Genomic DNA, 16,692 nt, shown 5'->3' with positions numbered 1-16,692 from the left:
TTCATGATTGCGTTTGATTTTAGCCATGATTTCATTTCCTCTTTTCTTAATAAAAGCACAAATCGCAAAAAAAATCTGTGCAGGCCGAGCCGTACGCTCTCGACTTACACAGATAAAATTACACTCTCGTTATTTATGATTATGTTTAATTCTTTTATTTCGATGTCGAAGAATTTATCCGTCGATTTCTTATTCTAACCTTACAAGAAGCTGATTGTCACAACGTTTTTAGTCTTCTTCTTTAGGTGTGGTGCAGGTAAAACTTTTCGCTAAAGAAACGACCGTATCGATACATGCATCAATACCCAATCGTCCGGAATCCAGGCAGACATCATAATAAAAAGCACGTCCCCATTTTCTTCCGGTGTAATACTGATAATGCGCTTTACGTTTGCGGTCCTTATCTTTTAAACGCTTATCAATGGAGACTTCAGTTTCTCCGTATTCATGAATGATCCGCTGTTTCTTGGCTTCTCCTTCAGCATAAATAAAACAATTCAGAACATCCGTTCTCGTTCTTAGCAGATAGTCAGCACAGCGTCCAACAATGACGCAGCTTCCTTTTTCAGCCAGCTGCCAGATCACATTTCGCTGAGCTGCAAAAAGCTGATCGGACAGATCTCCACCAACATTCTGAGCTCTGAACAGCCATGGCAGTGCGCTGCTGGCATCTTCACAGTTTTCTTCTACAAATTCTGGAGCAAATCCGCTTTCCGCTGCAATTTTTGAAACCAGGTTCCAGTCGTAAAAATCATATCCAAGCGCTTCGGCCACTTTTTTACCGATCGTACGCCCCCCAGATCCAAATTCTCTTGTAATTGTAATAATCTTGGCACTCATATTCTTATTCTCTCAGGCAAAATCTGAAGGATCTTTTAAATCATTAATAACAATTCATCCTATTTTGCCCTTCTCCTTCTATAAGAATAAGTCAAAGCAGAATTTTTGTCATTTTCTTTCAGAGCGCTTTCAGAAACGTTTCCTGTAATTCAGGATTCAGACAAGAATCAGAATTACTGAATTTTCTTTTTAAGATTCATCAATTCAATCCAGCAGCTTGCTACCACGACAAAAACGATTCCAGTACATACCGTTGTGATCACCTTTGAATCCCATGAGTGACCAAAGACCCATGTGTATATGCATAAAAGTATCATGAAACCTAAAACGAAACTGACTGGAATCAGTCTGCTTTTCAGAATCCGCATGATCATTTCGTTTTTTGATTCAGGCGAAGAGAAGATCTCCAGATCTGAATTGGAAAAGTCTTTTGCCTGTTTGCAAAAGAGAACAAAGTCATTCATCTGAGTAATATATTTCCAGCCATAATCCTCAAACAGATTGATCGAATCATCCTGCTGTCTGACACAGGGCAGAAAATCAAATCGATATACAATGTCCTGCGGCTTCTCTTTCTGAAAGAAATAAAAGCATGGCAGAACACTCTTTTGAATAATCCATCCCTGAGCGGCCATTTCATGAAGCCATTGTTCTTCCTGTGGATATTGTCCTAAATTATAAAATCGAATTCTAAGCATCTTCATCGTCTCCTTTTTTAAAGACCTGCCCTTTGCTGTTGAGATACAGCCGGTGGATTCGGTCAATTTCACGCTGCAGTACTTCGTTTCCTAATGTTGTGTTCTGGTATATCTTTCGTTTTCCATCCTGTCTGACAAACTCGATCAATCCATCCTTCTCCATTTTCGATAAGGATCCATACATGGTTCCTGGTGAAATGCTGACCTGATTGTCACTGATTTTCGCAGTCTGCAAAGAGATGGAATAGCCATGGTCAGGATTCTGCAGAAAATAGAGAATGTAAAACGCCGTCTCCGTCATCGGGGAATAGGTTCTCATTATTCGATCATTCATCAAATTACCCCTCTTCTCGAATTTATATATCACCACTATATATAGCAGTTCGATGTATTTGACTACGATCTATTTATATCTCACTTCGATAGTTTATGCAAAGAAAAAAGAAATCTTTTCTCCGGATTCTGAAAAAAAGATTTCTTTTAGCCTTATTTATTCATTATGAAATAGTCAATTTTTATTTCTTTGCGCCATATTGCTCATAGTATTTGGCAATACGCCCTGCAAGCTCATCGTCGATGACATTCTTTTCTGTAAGATACTCAACCACTTCATCCATAGCGACAATTGCGGCTGTATCAAATCCGTAAAGATCTTTGATTTCATCCAGCGCACTCTGCTCTGACTTTCCTTTTTCCTGTCGGTTTAAGGACACCATTAATCCCTTAATTTCAACATCTGCCGCACCACGGACCTTAGGTACCGTTTCTTCCATTGATTTGCCAGAAGTCGTCACGTCTTCAATCATGATGACTCGATCACCATCCTGCAGCTTAGAGCCAAGGAAACTTCCCTTATCAGCACCATGATCCTTTTCTTCCTTTCGATCGGAACAATAGCGAACTTCTTTATTGTAAAGATCTGAATAGGCTGCCGCAGTCACTACGGCAATCGGAATTCCTTTATAAGCCGGACCGAAAAGCACGTCAAAGTCATCACCATATTTATCGTGAATTGCTCTGGCATAAAACTCTCCGAGCCTGCGCAGCTGACTTCCAGTCACGTAAGCACCAGCATTCATGAAAAATGGAGACTTCCGTCCTGATTTCAGAGTAAAATCTCCAAATTTTAAAGCCTGTGATTCAAGCATGAAATCCACAAATTCTTTTTTATAACTATCCATCATAAAATATATTCCTTCCTGATTCCGGATGATCCACTCAGTTTCCGGTTGTCAAATTCAGTCTATCAGACTTTCAGGAGTGAAAAACATCTTTTTTCCAACCAATCAAACCAAAAGAAAAAGGACTCGAAGATTTTTCCATGGTCAGGTTACTACCATTTGACCAGAGGAAATCGAATCCTTTTATGCCTCTGATTCTTAGCTTTGCATCACAGCTTCAATTTCATTGAAGATTTCAACAGGATTTTCTGCTTTGGTGATTGAACGTCCAACAACGATGTAGTCGCTTCCCCGCTCTTTTGCCAGTTCTGGTGTGGCTACCCGTTTCTGATCATCCACACTGTTGCTTGCTAAACGAATTCCAGGCGTTACACATAGAAACTCTGGCCCGCAGGCTTTCTTAATCGCTTCTACTTCATGAACTGAGCAGACAACCCCATCAAGACCCGCTTCTTTGGCATTTTTTGCATATCGGACAACCGAATCAATGACTTCACCAGGAATACCCTGTTCTTCATTCATGGCTTCCTTCGAAGTTGAGGTCAGCTGCGTAACCGCGATCAGGAGTGGTTTTTTATTGTCTGCAGCCCCTTCATCAAGACCCGTTTTAGCCGCTTTCATCATTTCAATACCACCAGCAGCATGACAGTTGAGAATCGAAGCCCCTAAAGATGCCAGGTTCTTCATTCCGCCCTTGACGGTATTTGGGATATCATGAAGTTTCAGATCCACAAACACCTCATGACCTGCCTCCACGATTTCGCGGATCATATCAAGGCCTTCGGCATAGGTGAGTTCCATCCCGATCTTGACGCTGACTGGTTCTTTAAACTGTCTGAGGAAATCCATGACTTCCTGACGGCTTGAGAAATCTAAAGCTATGATTGTTTTGCTCATGTCTATTTAAAACTCCTTCCAACTGCTTCCTGAACAGAATTATATCTATATTTTTCAAGAACAGATGGAAGTTCGTCAATGATTTTTTTGCAGATCCATGGATCATGGAAGTTTGCAGCCCCGATTTCTACGGCACTTGCTCCTGCATTTAAGAATTCAAGAACATCTTCTGCACTCATAATACCGCCCACTCCAATGATTGGAATGTTCACATTCTGAGCGACCTGATAAATCATGGCTAATGCTACTGGTTTAATGGCTGGTCCGGACAGTCCGCCAGTTCCATTGGCCAGTAAAGGTTTTCCGGTTTTCAGGTTAATCGAAAGACCTTTAAGCGTATTAATTAAAACCAGTCCATCGGCACCAGCCGCTTCGCAGGCCTGAGCGATGGCGACAATATCGGTTACATTTGGGGAAAGTTTTACGTAAACCGGTTTTTCAGCCACATCCTTACACATGCGGGTGATTTTACCAGCCAGTTCAGGTGTCGTGCCAAGTCCCATGCCGCCATGAGCCACATTCGGACAGGAAATATTCAGTTCATACGCCTTAATGACAGGAGAGTCATTCAGCTTACGAATAACTTCAAGATATTCATCTTCAGAAGCGCCAGCCACATTCGCAATGACTTCTGTATCGAATTTAGCCAGGAAAGGCAGCTCACGCTGTTTTACAAAATCTACACCTTTATTTTGCAGACCGATCGCATTGAGCATTCCGCATGGAGTTTCGGCAATGCGAGGAGTTGGATTTCCTAAACGTGGATCGTTTGTTACTGACTTAATGCATAATCCGCCAAGAATCGACAGATCATACAGACGGCTGAATTCACGTCCATAAGCAAAGCATCCGCTTGCTGGAATAATCGGGTTCTTCAGGTTAAGACCTGGAAGTTTTACTGAGAGATCCATCAGAGTACCACCTTTCCAATTGGGAATACAGGACCATTCTTGCATACGCGCAGCAGCTCTCCGCCGTTATCTGTTACAACACAGCCCATACATACGCCAATTCCACAGCCCATTCTCGATTCAAGAGAAATATAACCTTTTGAATAAGCATTCTGTACTGCACGCAGCATTGGGAGCGGTCCGCATGCCTGTACAAATTCAGTGTCAATATTGCATTCCTTAATGGCATCAAGCACTGTTCCCTTCGTGCCCATGCTTCCATCCATTGTTGCGATATGCGCATCAATTCCTAACTGAGCAAACAGATCCAGTCCGAATACGTCGTTTTTCGTATTGAAACCTAAAACGACATCCACCTTTTTGCCTTTTTCCAGCCAGGCCTTTGCGGTTTTCACCAGAGGTGGAGTTCCTACACCGCCTCCAATTAAAAGAACGGCATCAACCGATCCAACAACCGGAAATCCCTGTCCCAAAGGTCCAACCAGATTTAATGACTCTCCAGGCTTCAGGGTAGTCATCAGATCCGTTCCCTTACCCATAACCTTGTAGATCATAGTCAGAACGCCGTCATTTGTGTCACAGACGGAAATTGGTCGTCTTAAAAAATAACCAGGGAGCTCAACCATCACAAACTGTCCGGGTTTAACTTCAGCAGCCTGCGGTGTTTCCAGATCAATCTTCCAGATGTCTTTCGCGATCTCGACATTGGAGAGGATTTGCGCTTGGTTTTCTGTTTCCATTACGTGTTACCTTCTTCTTTCATTTTGATCAAAATACCTGTCCAACAAAGAACAGGTCATTAACGATTCTATTATCCCTGTTTTTTGTTCAGTTTGTTTTTTTTCTGCTTTCAAGATTTTTCGTTTTGAGACATTCCTGAAGCCGTCTAAATACAAACCTTCAAAAAGAATAATATCTTTTATAATATAAACAATCTAATTTGCGATAGTTTAAATCTATCGTGTGTTTTATCCGTTTTGTTTTAGATGATGAATTGAGCGTTTACAGTTATCGGGCCTGAGTACAGAGTGTTAGCTTGTAAAAACGTAAAATGAAAGTATGAACAGACAATCAATTAAAAAAAGCAATCGACGCTATCACAGAGCGCAGCGAATCAAGAAAATTCGCAAGCACCTAGAAGATGACGGCCGATTTCTTCAGCTGAAAAACTTTAACCATCATGGTGCCACCTCTGTTCATACGCATGTTGTGAACGTTGCCTGGTGGGCTCATCGATTAGCGGATCTTCTGCCAGCTAAAACTGACCGGGAATCCTTAGTCAGAGGGGCTTTGCTTCATGACTATTTTCTCTATGACTGGCATGATAATCATGGCCATTCTCCACATGGTTTTACCCATCCAAGAACCGCTTTAAATAATGCCAAAGATGATTTTGATCTGAATGAAAAAGAATCCGATATCATTCTTTCTCACATGTGGCCATTAACCATACGCCCTCCAAAATACAGGGAAAGCTGGCTCGTAACCATTGCGGATAAGATCGCAACCTTTGAAGAAACACTCGGAAAGCGTAAAAGCAAAAAGTATCGTCATCCAAAAACCTCTGGAAAATAAACATCCGACTTTCCTGCGTATACGTGAGCGCAAACCATAAAGATTAAAGTCATTGGACATATAAAAACAGGCTAAAAGTGAAAACAGGCAGAAATTCCGAATCGAATTTCTGCCTGTTTTTGGCATGTCTTTCCATCAGGAAATATTCAATTGATATCCATCTTCATAAGATCGAACTGAAGGACTCACAGCAATCTTCCTGGATGCTTTAAGCTGTACGCCATTCTTGATTTGCCGCTTCCTGCATTGGTCTGATCTGCTTTTTAATGACATGAATCAAAAAGAAGGTAATGACAACTCCGCTGACGATTTCAGCCATTGGAAAGGACAGCCAGACCAGATCAAGCTGGCCTAGTCTAGACAACAGCCAGGCAAAAGGGACCAGGGCTACAAGCTGACGGATCACTGAAGACCACATCGATAACATCCCATGACCCAGAGCCTGCAGCAGTGATCCGGTCTGAATACCATACCCGGCTAACAGGAAGGACCAGGAGATGATACGGAGGGCCGGAACGCCAATACACAGCATTTCTTCACTGGGTTTAAACAGTCCTAAAAGTTCAGCAGGAACAAACTGGAACAGTAAAAAGCCAACAAGCATAAACAACTCGGCTGTAATGACTCCCGCTTTAAATACGCCCATGATTCGATCCGGTTTATGAGCCCCATAGTTATAGGCTGCAATTGGAACCAGGCCATTGTTCAGACCAAAAACCGGCATGAAGATAAAACTTTGAAGCTTGAAGTAGATTCCAAAAACCGCAGTAGCTGTTGTGCTGAATCCGATCAGAATCAGGTTCATCGCGTAGGTCATGACCGAGCCAATCGACTGCATGATGATGGATGGCAAACCTACGGAGTATATGGCTTTTACAATTTTGTTATCCCATTTGAAATTTTTATACGAAATCTGAATTTCCGGATTGTACTGAAAATTCAAAAAAAGACCAAGCGCGGCTCCAACCCATTGTCCGATGACTGTAGCCACGGCGGCCCCGGTGACTCCCATTGCCGGAAAGCCAAATAGTCCAAAGATCATGATCGGATCAAGAATGATGTTGGTGATCGCACCAGCAGCCTGCACATACATAGTCAGAGTCGTTCTTCCTGTAGCTGATAAGAGTTTTTCACAGGTACAGGCAATAAAAACCCCAAAACAGAACATCGAAATGACGCTCATGTACTCATCGCCGTAAACGACAATTTCTTCAACACTCGTCTGCGACGAGAAGAACAGATGCGAACACATCGTTCCAACCACCGCGAAAACAATGGCTGATAAGAGCGCTAAAATCAGAGAATGATCTGCACAGCTTTTGACAAGCATGTTTTCTCCCGCTCCAAGCCACCTTGAAAGCATGGCGTTTACACCGACTCCGGTACCAACCGCAACGGCAATCATCAGGTTTTGCCAGGGGAAAGCCAACGAAACGGCAGTCAGTGCATTTTCACTGATCTGGGCAACAAACATTGAGTCGACAATGTTATAAAGCGCCTGGACGAGCATGCTGATCATCATTGGAATCGACATTTTAATCAGCAATGAAGTCACAGGTTGAGTTCCCATTTTATTTTCTGTCTGCATAATCAATCTTCCTTTCTTTTGCCTTCTGATATGAGTTTTGTTTTTGGCAAACTAAAAAAAACAAAACGAAAGAAAATGTTCAGGACGTTACCAAACTTAACAGAATCAAATTTTTCAGGCAATAACAGATCCAAAAACTTCTAACTAGGTCCAGGCTAATGCCAGTATCCATAGCATCCAAGCGAGTTGTTAATATTTTTGAATGGACTGGATGCACCTTTGAAGATGGATGAAACACTCAGATGAACAAAGATTCAGAACTGAATCAAATGCTCCTTCAGAACATTTTCTAATACCATTTTTTAGAATTTTCTGTGCTTTGATAGGGCTGTTTTCACATGAAAAACCAACTTTGGAAACATTTGATCCAATTGCCTGAAACCTCTTGTCAACCGAATTTACAACTTTTAGAATCACCTGAGAATTCCTTTTCTGATCGCATCTTCTGATCGTATCCCTCCTCGCTCTGAGTGGATTGGATCAAGCGATAAAGACGATTCTATGTACCCATAAGGATAAGATTAAAAATTGAAGAGACAAAAAAAACGAAACAAACCAGTGAAATGAAAGAATGAAAAACCAAAAACTATAGAAATCACTGAATTGGAGATATTACAAATATGACAAATGAACAGTTAAATCAGGCAGAATTTGAGCTGCAGACCAAAAACAGCTCCTGGCAGTTCAAACAGGATCCTTATCAGATTTTACAGCATGTCTGGTATGGTCCAAAAACCGGCATGGATATGAGCTACCTGCAGGAATGGCACGATACCGGCTTTTCCGGGCAGATCAGCGATGCCGGAAACGACAGAACCTATTCTCTGGATACAAGGATGCAGGAAATCCCGGTGGAAGGAACTGGAGACTACCGAATCAATTCATTGGCCATTCGCCAGGCCGATGGATCCATTGCCAGCGATCTTCGTTTCAAGAGTGCCGACCATCAGGCAAAACAGCCTTTAAAAGGACTTCCGCATTCATTTTCTGAAAGCGAAAACCTCAATATTACTCTGATGGATGAAACGAGCCAGCTCGAAGTCGTTTTACATTACAGCACTTTTGAAGAGTGCGATGTCATTGCCCGCTCGATGACGATCACAAACAAGGGGGATCAGCCGGTATTCATTGAAACGGCTGATTCGGCCAGTCTGGATTTTGGCCTGCAGGATCTTGAAATGATTCATTTCTACGGTCGGCATAACATGGAACGCGAATATCAATGTGTTCCAGTCACGAATGGCATCACAGAAATCTCAAGCAAGCGGACCTCGAGCTCTCACCAGCATAACCCGGCTGTGATTTTCAAAAATCCGACCACCACTGAAACAAGTGGGAATTGCTGGGGAATTATGCTGATGTATTCTGGCAGCTTTGCGATTCGTACTGAAAAGGACCAGCACAACCAGATCCGGGTAAGTGCAGGAATCAATCCGGATACCTTTGAATGGAAACTTGAACCTGGCCAGAGCTTTCAGACACCTGAAGCCATCTTCTCCTTTTCCAATCAGGGGTTAAGCCGCCTTTCTAAAAACTTTCATCAGTTTATCCGTGATCATGTCATGAGAAGTCCTCTGGCCAAGAAGAATAAGCCAGTCCTTCTGAATAACTGGGAAGCCACCTACTTTACCTTCACAAAGGAAAAACTGCTTGAAATCGCAAAATCAGCAGCCGAAATGGGCATTGATCTGTTCGTACTTGATGATGGCTGGTTTGGCAAGCGCGACAGTGATATGGAAGGTTTAGGCGACTGGGATGTCAACAAGGAAAAGATCGGTGATCTTGGTGAACTGATCGATGGAATTAAGAAACTTGGAATGCAGTTTGGATTGTGGATTGAACCGGAAATGGTCAGTGAAGATTCTGACCTTTACCGCAATCATCCAGATTGGGTCATTCAAATGCCAAACCGCAGCCCGATCCGCAACCGCTATCAGCTTGTTCTTGATTTTTCAAATCCAGAAGTTGTCGATTACATTTATGAAAAGATCTCAGCGATTTTACGAGCTCACGATATCTCCTATGTCAAATGGGATATGAACCGCTCGCTCTCAGATCTTTATACAAAAACGCTTCCAGCCGATCGTCAGAAGGAAATGGCCCACCGCTATGTACTTGGGGTTTATGATCTCGCAAACCGGCTTACTGAAGAATTCCCGGAAATCCTTTTTGAAGCCTGCTCCGGCGGCGGAGGACGCTTTGATGCGGGTATGCTCTACTATATGCCTCAGATCTGGACTTCCGATGATACGGATGCCAAGGAGCGCACCAAGATTCAGTTTGGAACCAGCTTCTTCTATCCTGTCTCTTCTATGGGCGCCCATGTCTCTGCTGTGCCAAACCATCAGACGGGACGCATCACCAGCCTTCAGACCAGAGCAACCGCAGCTATGGCTGGAACATTTGGTTATGAGCTCGATCCGACTTCTTTTGATCAGGAAGAAAAGGACTTAATCAAAGAACAGATCGCTCATTTCCATGACATTCAGAATACAATCCTGAATGGTGAATACGATCGTTTAAGCCATCCGTATAAGGATTCCTATTCGGCCTGGCAGTTTAATGATGGAAAGCGCGTCATCGTTCACGGCATTCGTTATGAAAAGAGGCCAAACTCCCTGCGTCAGCCTATCGAACTGCGCAATCTGAATGAAGATCAGATGTATAAAGAAACTAAATCCGGAATGGTTTTCTCTGGAAAAGCGTTAATGAACGGAGGAATTCTGCTGCCAGGAGAGCTTGGCGATAATTATCCATTCGAGTTTATCTTTGAAGCACTTCCTGAAAAAAACAATCAGAATTAGTCCGATCAGGATTTCTTCAGTCTTTTAATTTCTGCTTTAAATTCTAAATGAAATACTTCAGGTTGATTCATCCAGGGCAATGATCCGGCGATGAATCAGCCTTTTATTTTCCTATTTGTATCCTTGTTTGTATCCTTGAGATCTTCAGACCTGTTTATGCTGTGAAAAGTGCTCATGCCAATGTAAATCAGAGGGCAGACTGGATTTGTAAGTACATCCTCCTTAAATCAAAGAAGCAGGATAACCAGGAAACAACGCAAAAAAGCTTTCGGTTTATCGTCACTACGATTTGACCGGAAGCTTTTCAACTTTTTTGATTAATGATTAATTTGAGTGTCTTTATCTGAAAACGAAACGATTGGCTTATTTGCCCATTTCGTTCATCGAAATCATTGAAAACGAGAGGGATTCCAGAACTTTAAGTAAAGCATCCGCGGTATCCAAAGCAGTCATGCAGGAGATGTTGTTTTCCGCTGCGACTCTTCGAATGATAAAGCCATCGTCTTCGTTCTTTCTGTCATTTCTTGACATGGTATTGATAACGAAATTGACTTCTCCATTACGGATGATATCGACAACCGTTGCCGCATCGCTTTCTTCTTCGATCTTGGCTGCGTCGTGAACAAACAGACCATTCTCACGCAGGAATTTAGCTGTTCCACGGGTCGCATAAATACCATAACCGATTTCCGCAAAACGCTTAGCCATCGGCAGGATGTCTTCCTTATCCTGATCCGCGATCGTTAACAGGACGTTACCATGGACGCTGACTTTAATACCAGAAGCAGTTAATGCCTTATACAGCGCTTTTTCAAGATTGATGTCGCTTCCCATGGCTTCACCGGTCGATTTCATTTCTGGGCCAAGCACGGTATCTACCGAACGCAGTTTGGCAAAGGAGAATACAGGCGCCTTAACAAAGACTCGGTGTTCGTCTTCCTTGTGATAACCAGGCTCATATCCCTGTTCTCTTAGGGATTTTCCAAGCACAGCCTGAGTAGCAATGTAGGACATTGGCACTCCAGTTACCTTGGAAAGGAATGGAACGGTTCTCGAACTTCGTGGGTTAACTTCCAGAACATATACTTTATCGTTATGGTCCACGATGAACTGGATGTTATAAAGACCCACAAATTCAAATCCTTCTCCAATTCGTCTTGCATAATCGATGATTGTGTCCTTCACTTCCTGAGAAATCGTCTGGGCTGGATAAACCGAAATCGAGTCTCCGGAGTGAACTCCGGCTCTTTCGATGTGTTCCATCACACCAGGAATGTAAACTTCTCTGCCATCGGCAATCGCATCAATTTCAAGCTCCTTACCAACGACATACTTATCAACCAGAACTGGTGCGTCATGACTGATTTCCTTGACCGCACCAGCCATATAAGTCTTTAATTCTTCATCGTCATGAACGATCTGCATCGCTCTTCCGCCAAGGACATAGGAAGGGCGAACCAGAACCGGATAACCAATCTTATTGGCAATTACCAATGCTTCTTCAACAGTTACCGCAGTTTCCCCTGTAGGCTGAGGAATATCGAGTTTATGAAGCATCGCTTCAAATTCATGGCGGTCTTCCGCCTTATCGATTGAATCTAAAGAAGTACCAAGAATCTTAACACCGCGTTCAACCAGAGATTCAGCCAGGTTGATCGCAGTCTGACCACCAAACTGAACAATGGTGCCCAGCGGTTTTTCAAGATCAATGACTGCCATGACATCTTCAGTTGTCAGTGGTTCGAAATACAGTTTGTCAGAAATCGTAAAGTCAGTGGATACGGTTTCCGGGTTGTTATTGATGATAATGGCTTCATAGCCCATATCCCGAAGCGTTTCAACGCAATGCACCGTTGCATAGTCAAATTCAACACCCTGTCCGATACGGATAGGACCTGATCCTAATACGACGATTTTTTCTCTGTCGCTTGGAATGCTTTCGTTTTCCTGTTCATAGCTTGAATAGAAGTATGGAGTCGCACTGGTGAACTCTCCAGCACAGGTATCGACCATCTTATAAACCGGAATGATGCCGTTGGCTTTTCTGAATTCATACAACTCGGTTTCAGGAATATTCCAGCTGCGGGCAATGTAGGAATCCGAGAATCCATTTTTCTTGAGTTCACGAAGAACAGAAGCATCCATCGGATTTTTCATCATTTCATCTTCGAGATCGATGATGTGCTGAATATGCCACAGGAAGAAAGGATCCATTTTTGTTCTCTGAGCGATGGTTTCCACTTCCCCACCATTGCGAAAATATTGAGCAATCGCAAAAATTCGTACATCGTCCTGCCGGTCAATGATTTCAAGCAGTTCTTCCTGAGACAGGCCATCGAGATCCTTCATGTACAGATGGTCCACTTTCATTTCCAGAGAGCGGATGCCCTTGAGCATGGATTCTTCCAGAGTCCGGCCAATTGACATGACTTCTCCAGTCGCCTTCATCTGTGTTCCTAAATGACGGTCTGCCTTAGGGAACTTATCAAATGGGAAACGGGCGAATTTGCTGACGACATAGTCGATGGATGGTTCAAAGCAGGCATAGCTTGTCTTCGTAATCGGGTTGAGAATTTCATCGAGAGTCAGTCCGACCGCCAGTTTGGCCGAAATACGGGCAATTGGATAACCCGTCGCCTTACTGGCCAGAGCTGAAGAGCGGGAAACACGTGGATTGACTTCAATGACATAATACTTAAAGCTTTTTGGATCAAGAGCAAGCTGTACGTTGCATCCGCCGCAGATTTCCAGAGCCCGGATAATCTTTAAGCTGGCTGTGCGCAGCATCTGGTTTTCATGGTCGGTCAGAGTCTGAACCGGAGCTACGACAATCGAATCTCCAGTATGAATTCCAACAGGATCGACGTTTTCCATGTTGCATACGACAATCGCATTGTTATTGGAATCGCGCATTACTTCATACTCGATTTCCTTAAAGCCTGCAATGGAGCGCTCGATCAGGCATTGATGCACTGGAGATATTTTTAATCCGGCTTCACAGATGGAGCGAAGTTCTGTTTCATTATCGGCAAAGCCGCCACCCGTTCCGCCAAGCGTATAGGCCGGTCTTACAACAACCGGATAACCCAGGCCGCTTGCAAATTCAACGGCTTCTTCAACGGTATGAACGATAGTGCTTTCTGGAACGGGTTCATTGATTTCATTCATCAGGGAACGAAACAGTTCCCTGTCTTCTGCCTTGTTGATAGCATGCAGATCCGTTCCAAGCACTTCAACGCCGTATTCATCAAGAATGCCATCTTCAGCCAGTTCAACAACCAGATTCAATCCGGTCTGTCCGCCCAGCGATCCCAAAATGGCATCCGGTCTTTCCTTGTAAATGACGCGTTTTGCAAAATCTAGAGAGATTGGTTCGATATAAACACGGTCTGCAACGACTGAATCCGTCATGATCGTTGCCGGGTTGGAGTTGATCAGAATGACTTCATAGCCTTCTTCCCGTAAAGATTGGCAGGCCTGGGTTCCGGCATAGTCAAATTCCGCTGCCTGACCGATCACGATCGGACCGCTTCCGATCACAAGAATTTTTTTAATATCCTCGCGTTTAGGCATATGCATTCTCCTTCTTATTTTTTTCTTCTTCCATCATTGAAATGAACTGGTCAAACAGATCTTTTGAATCTTCAGGTCCGGCATTGGCTTCCGGATGGAACTGAACGCTGAATACCGGATATTTAGTATGGCGAACACCTTCGCATGATTTATCGTTTAAGGCCTGATGCGTCATAACCAGATCCGTATCCTTTAAGGAATCGGCATCCACGGCGTATCCATGGTTCTGTGAGGTAATTTCAACATGACCATCATCGAGGAAAACGACAGGATGGTTTCCACCGCGATGACCAAATTTGAGTTTATATGTCTTTGCATCGTTGGCTAAGGCAATCAGCTGATGACCCAGGCAGATTCCAAAGACAACGGTTTTGCCCATCAGCTGCCGGATGGTTTCAATGGCTTCCGGAACATCTTCCGGATTTCCTGGTCCATTGGTTAACATGACTCCATCCGGTCTGAAGTTCATGATGGTTTCATAAGGAGTGTCATAAGGAACAACGACAATATCACAGCCTCTTGAAGAAAGTTCGCGAACAATTCCGAGCTTGGCTCCGAAGTCCATTAATACGACTTTAAGTCCACGGCTTGGTACGGAATAAAGCTTGTGAGTCGATACGCGTTCTACCTGATCATGAATAACTGGAGTTTCATTGATTTCCTTTACGATTTCTTCAACATTTGCATCGGCATCCGCCAGTTTCGCCCGCATGGTCCCTTTATCACGGATTTTACGAGTTAAAGCGCGGGTATCGACATCGTAAATGCCGGGGATGTTTTCTTTTGCCAGAAATTCATCCAGGCTTTCCTGACTTCTCCAGTTGGAGGGATGTTCGCAGTAATCCTTAATGACAAAGCCAAATACTGCCGGTTCAATGCTTTCAGAATCATCCCGGTTAATTCCATAGTTTCCAATCAGAGGATAGGTCATCATAACGATCTGTCCGCAATAGGAGTTATCGGTTAGAATTTCCTGATATCCGGTCATCGATGTATTGAAAACGAGTTCTCCAACCTGGAAGTTGTCCGAACCGATGGCCTTTCCGGGATAAACACTCCCATCTTCAAGAACTAAAATTCTTTCTTTATTCATGTTTGGCTTTCCTTTCTTTGGATTGATACACAGTTTTTCCATTGCAGAGTGTTTCTTCAATCACGCAATCCGTAATCCATCCGCCAAAGGGCGTATTTTTGCCTTTCGATAAAAACTGATCCGGATCAATGACTTCCTGCTTATCAAAATTGACCAGAACAAAATCCGGTCTATATCCTTCCTTGATTTCTCCCGTCCTTTCAAGCCCAAAGCGCCTGGCCGGAGCGGCTGACATCCAGTTGACCAGCTGTCCTAAACTCCATCTTTTCTGACGGGATACAAATTCGGTATATAACAAAGGAAAAGCGGTTTCTAAAGCGACAATTCCAAAAGGCGCTTTTTCCATTCCTCTTTCCTTTTCTTCTTTGGCATGAGGCGCATGGTCGTTGGCAATAAAATCCAGATCTCCATTTTCAAGGCCTTCAATCAGAGCCATGCGGTCTTCATGAGAGCGCAAAGGCGGATTCATTTTCCAGTTTGGACCTCTGACATCGTGATCTTCGAGCAGCAGGTGATGAACAGTGACTTCGGCTGAAACATCAGCCCCTTCCTGTTTGGCCTGATGCAATGCTTCAACGCTTTCCTTAGCCGATATATGATCTGCATGATATTTCAGACCAATTTCCCTAGCCAGCTTCAGATCCCGAATGAGCTGCTCACTTTCAGTCTGTGATGGAATTCCGATCCATCCATTCTGATCAGCCCACTTTGAGGTATGAACCGAGGCGGCAGGTCTGCGAAAGTTCATATCTTCGGTATGACAGCTGAACATCACATCTGCAGCCTTCGCCTGCTTCATCGCTTCTTCCATGACATCACTGCTCGCTACACCAACTCCATCATCTGAAAACCAGGAAATCCCCAGTTCCTTAATCGCTGCATAATCCGTTGGCTTCTGCCCCGCTTCATTGACAGTAATCGTCGCAAAAGGAATCACACGTACCAAAGCTTCCTGATCCACGCGCTCAAGCATTGTTTTTACAGCCTCTGGTGTGGAAGGAAATGGCTTAGTATTTGGCATGGCAAAGATCGTAGTAAAGCCGCCATGAGCTGCTGCCGCACTGCCTGTAGCCAGCGTTTCCTTATGGGTATATCCAGGATCACGCAAATGAACATGGGTATCGACAAGTCCTGGCAGAATGCCAAGTCCACTTGCGTCAATCACTTTTGTATTTTCATCTTCAGCTATGATGTTTTCGTCAATTTTCAGGATCTGTTCTTCATCAAAAAGAATATCCGCTTTCTGTAAAGTGTCATTTTGCAGGATTTTTCCATTTTTAAGAATTGCTTTCAATGAAAGTCCTCCTTTCCTTGCTCTGTATTACTCCTGTTTCCTAACTTCTGATTTTAAAGCTGATTCGTTATTTTGGTTTGCTATTTATTCTGACCATCTGCTTTTTTCTGATTAAATCTGGATCATGGTCAGATCATTTCAATCTGCTGAATCTAATAAACTGAATCAGAAAGCATTGCAAATCCCTTTATTTCGTTTTATTTTGATTGTCTATTTCTTTAAGCAGGAAGCTGTTTTT

13 protein-coding genes are annotated in these 16,692 nt (G+C 43.4%); 2 read left to right on the top strand and 11 right to left on the bottom strand.

Going from position 1 to position 16,692, the window contains the following annotated elements; translation table 11 throughout:
- Nucleotides 1–228: 228 nt before the first annotated feature.
- The 7 genes from BO222_RS05265 to BO222_RS05235 form a co-directional block, all read right to left on the bottom strand.
- Complete coding sequence (locus tag BO222_RS05265) at nt 229–840, bottom strand: cytidylate kinase-like family protein (protein ID WP_075819014.1); 612 nt, start codon at nt 838–840, stop codon at nt 229–231.
- A 173-nt stretch (nt 841–1,013) separates the two neighbouring features.
- Nucleotides 1,014–1,544: a DUF2812 domain-containing protein gene (locus BO222_RS05260; protein WP_075819011.1), complete on the bottom strand. Its 531-nt coding sequence runs from the start codon at nt 1,542–1,544 to the stop codon at nt 1,014–1,016.
- On the bottom strand, nt 1,531–1,872 hold the full coding sequence (locus tag BO222_RS05255) for a PadR family transcriptional regulator (protein ID WP_075819008.1): 342 nt from the start codon (nt 1,870–1,872) through the stop codon (nt 1,531–1,533). The genes BO222_RS05260 and BO222_RS05255 overlap by 14 nt, the downstream gene beginning before the upstream one ends.
- Nucleotides 1,873–2,053: 181 nt before the next feature.
- Nucleotides 2,054–2,722, bottom strand: a complete 669-nt coding sequence (gene pyrE / locus BO222_RS05250; RefSeq protein WP_233131211.1) for an orotate phosphoribosyltransferase — start codon at nt 2,720–2,722, stop codon at nt 2,054–2,056.
- A 195-nt stretch (nt 2,723–2,917) separates the two neighbouring features.
- Nucleotides 2,918–3,616 (bottom strand): orotidine-5'-phosphate decarboxylase, encoded by a 699-nt coding sequence (gene pyrF, locus BO222_RS05245; RefSeq protein ID WP_075819006.1) that lies wholly within the window; start codon nt 3,614–3,616, stop codon nt 2,918–2,920.
- A gap of 2 nt (nt 3,617–3,618) precedes the next feature.
- Nucleotides 3,619–4,527 carry a dihydroorotate dehydrogenase gene (locus BO222_RS05240; protein ID WP_075819004.1) on the bottom strand — a complete coding sequence of 303 codons (909 nt, stop codon included), beginning with the start codon at nt 4,525–4,527 and terminating at the stop codon, nt 3,619–3,621.
- Nucleotides 4,527–5,267, bottom strand: a complete 741-nt coding sequence (locus BO222_RS05235; RefSeq protein ID WP_075819002.1) for a dihydroorotate dehydrogenase electron transfer subunit — start codon at nt 5,265–5,267, stop codon at nt 4,527–4,529. The genes BO222_RS05240 and BO222_RS05235 overlap by 1 nt, the downstream gene beginning before the upstream one ends.
- Before the next feature lie 319 nt (nt 5,268–5,586).
- Between BO222_RS05235 and BO222_RS05230 the strand changes: the two genes are divergently transcribed.
- Entirely contained in the window at nt 5,587–6,102 is a 516-nt protein-coding gene (locus BO222_RS05230; RefSeq protein ID WP_075819000.1) for an HD domain-containing protein, read from the top strand.
- Nucleotides 6,103–6,310: 208 nt separating this feature from the next.
- On the opposite strand, the gene BO222_RS05225 is transcribed toward BO222_RS05230, so the two are convergent.
- Entirely contained in the window at nt 6,311–7,690 is a 1,380-nt protein-coding gene (locus BO222_RS05225; RefSeq protein ID WP_075818998.1) for an MATE family efflux transporter, read from the bottom strand.
- Nucleotides 7,691–8,310: 620 nt separating this feature from the next.
- Here BO222_RS05225 and BO222_RS05215 point away from each other — a divergent pair.
- The gene (locus BO222_RS05215; protein WP_075818994.1) at nt 8,311–10,494 is read left to right on the top strand and encodes an alpha-galactosidase; all 2,184 of its coding nucleotides are present in this window, start codon (nt 8,311–8,313) and stop codon (nt 10,492–10,494) included.
- A gap of 363 nt (nt 10,495–10,857) precedes the next feature.
- Here BO222_RS05215 and carB read toward each other — a convergent pair whose 3' ends face one another.
- The 3 genes from carB to BO222_RS05200 are packed head-to-tail and all read right to left on the bottom strand — an operon-like array spanning nt 10,858 to nt 16,454.
- On the bottom strand, nt 10,858–14,067 hold the full coding sequence (carB, locus tag BO222_RS05210; protein ID WP_075818992.1) for a carbamoyl-phosphate synthase large subunit: 3,210 nt from the start codon (nt 14,065–14,067) through the stop codon (nt 10,858–10,860).
- On the bottom strand, nt 14,060–15,160 hold the full coding sequence (carA, locus tag BO222_RS05205) for a glutamine-hydrolyzing carbamoyl-phosphate synthase small subunit (RefSeq protein ID WP_075819020.1): 1,101 nt from the start codon (nt 15,158–15,160) through the stop codon (nt 14,060–14,062). The genes carB and carA overlap by 8 nt, the downstream gene beginning before the upstream one ends.
- Nucleotides 15,153–16,454 carry a dihydroorotase gene (locus tag BO222_RS05200; protein ID WP_075818990.1) on the bottom strand — a complete coding sequence of 434 codons (1,302 nt, stop codon included), beginning with the start codon at nt 16,452–16,454 and terminating at the stop codon, nt 15,153–15,155. Before BO222_RS05200 ends, carA begins: the two co-directional genes overlap by 8 nt.
- Nucleotides 16,455–16,692: the final 238 nt, after the last annotated feature.

The sequence above is a fragment of the Ileibacterium valens genome (genome assembly GCF_001945525.1).
Classification (GTDB): domain Bacteria; phylum Bacillota_I; class Bacilli_A; order Erysipelotrichales; family Erysipelotrichaceae; genus Ileibacterium; species Ileibacterium valens.
This window is presented reverse-complemented; position numbering and strand designations above follow the sequence as displayed.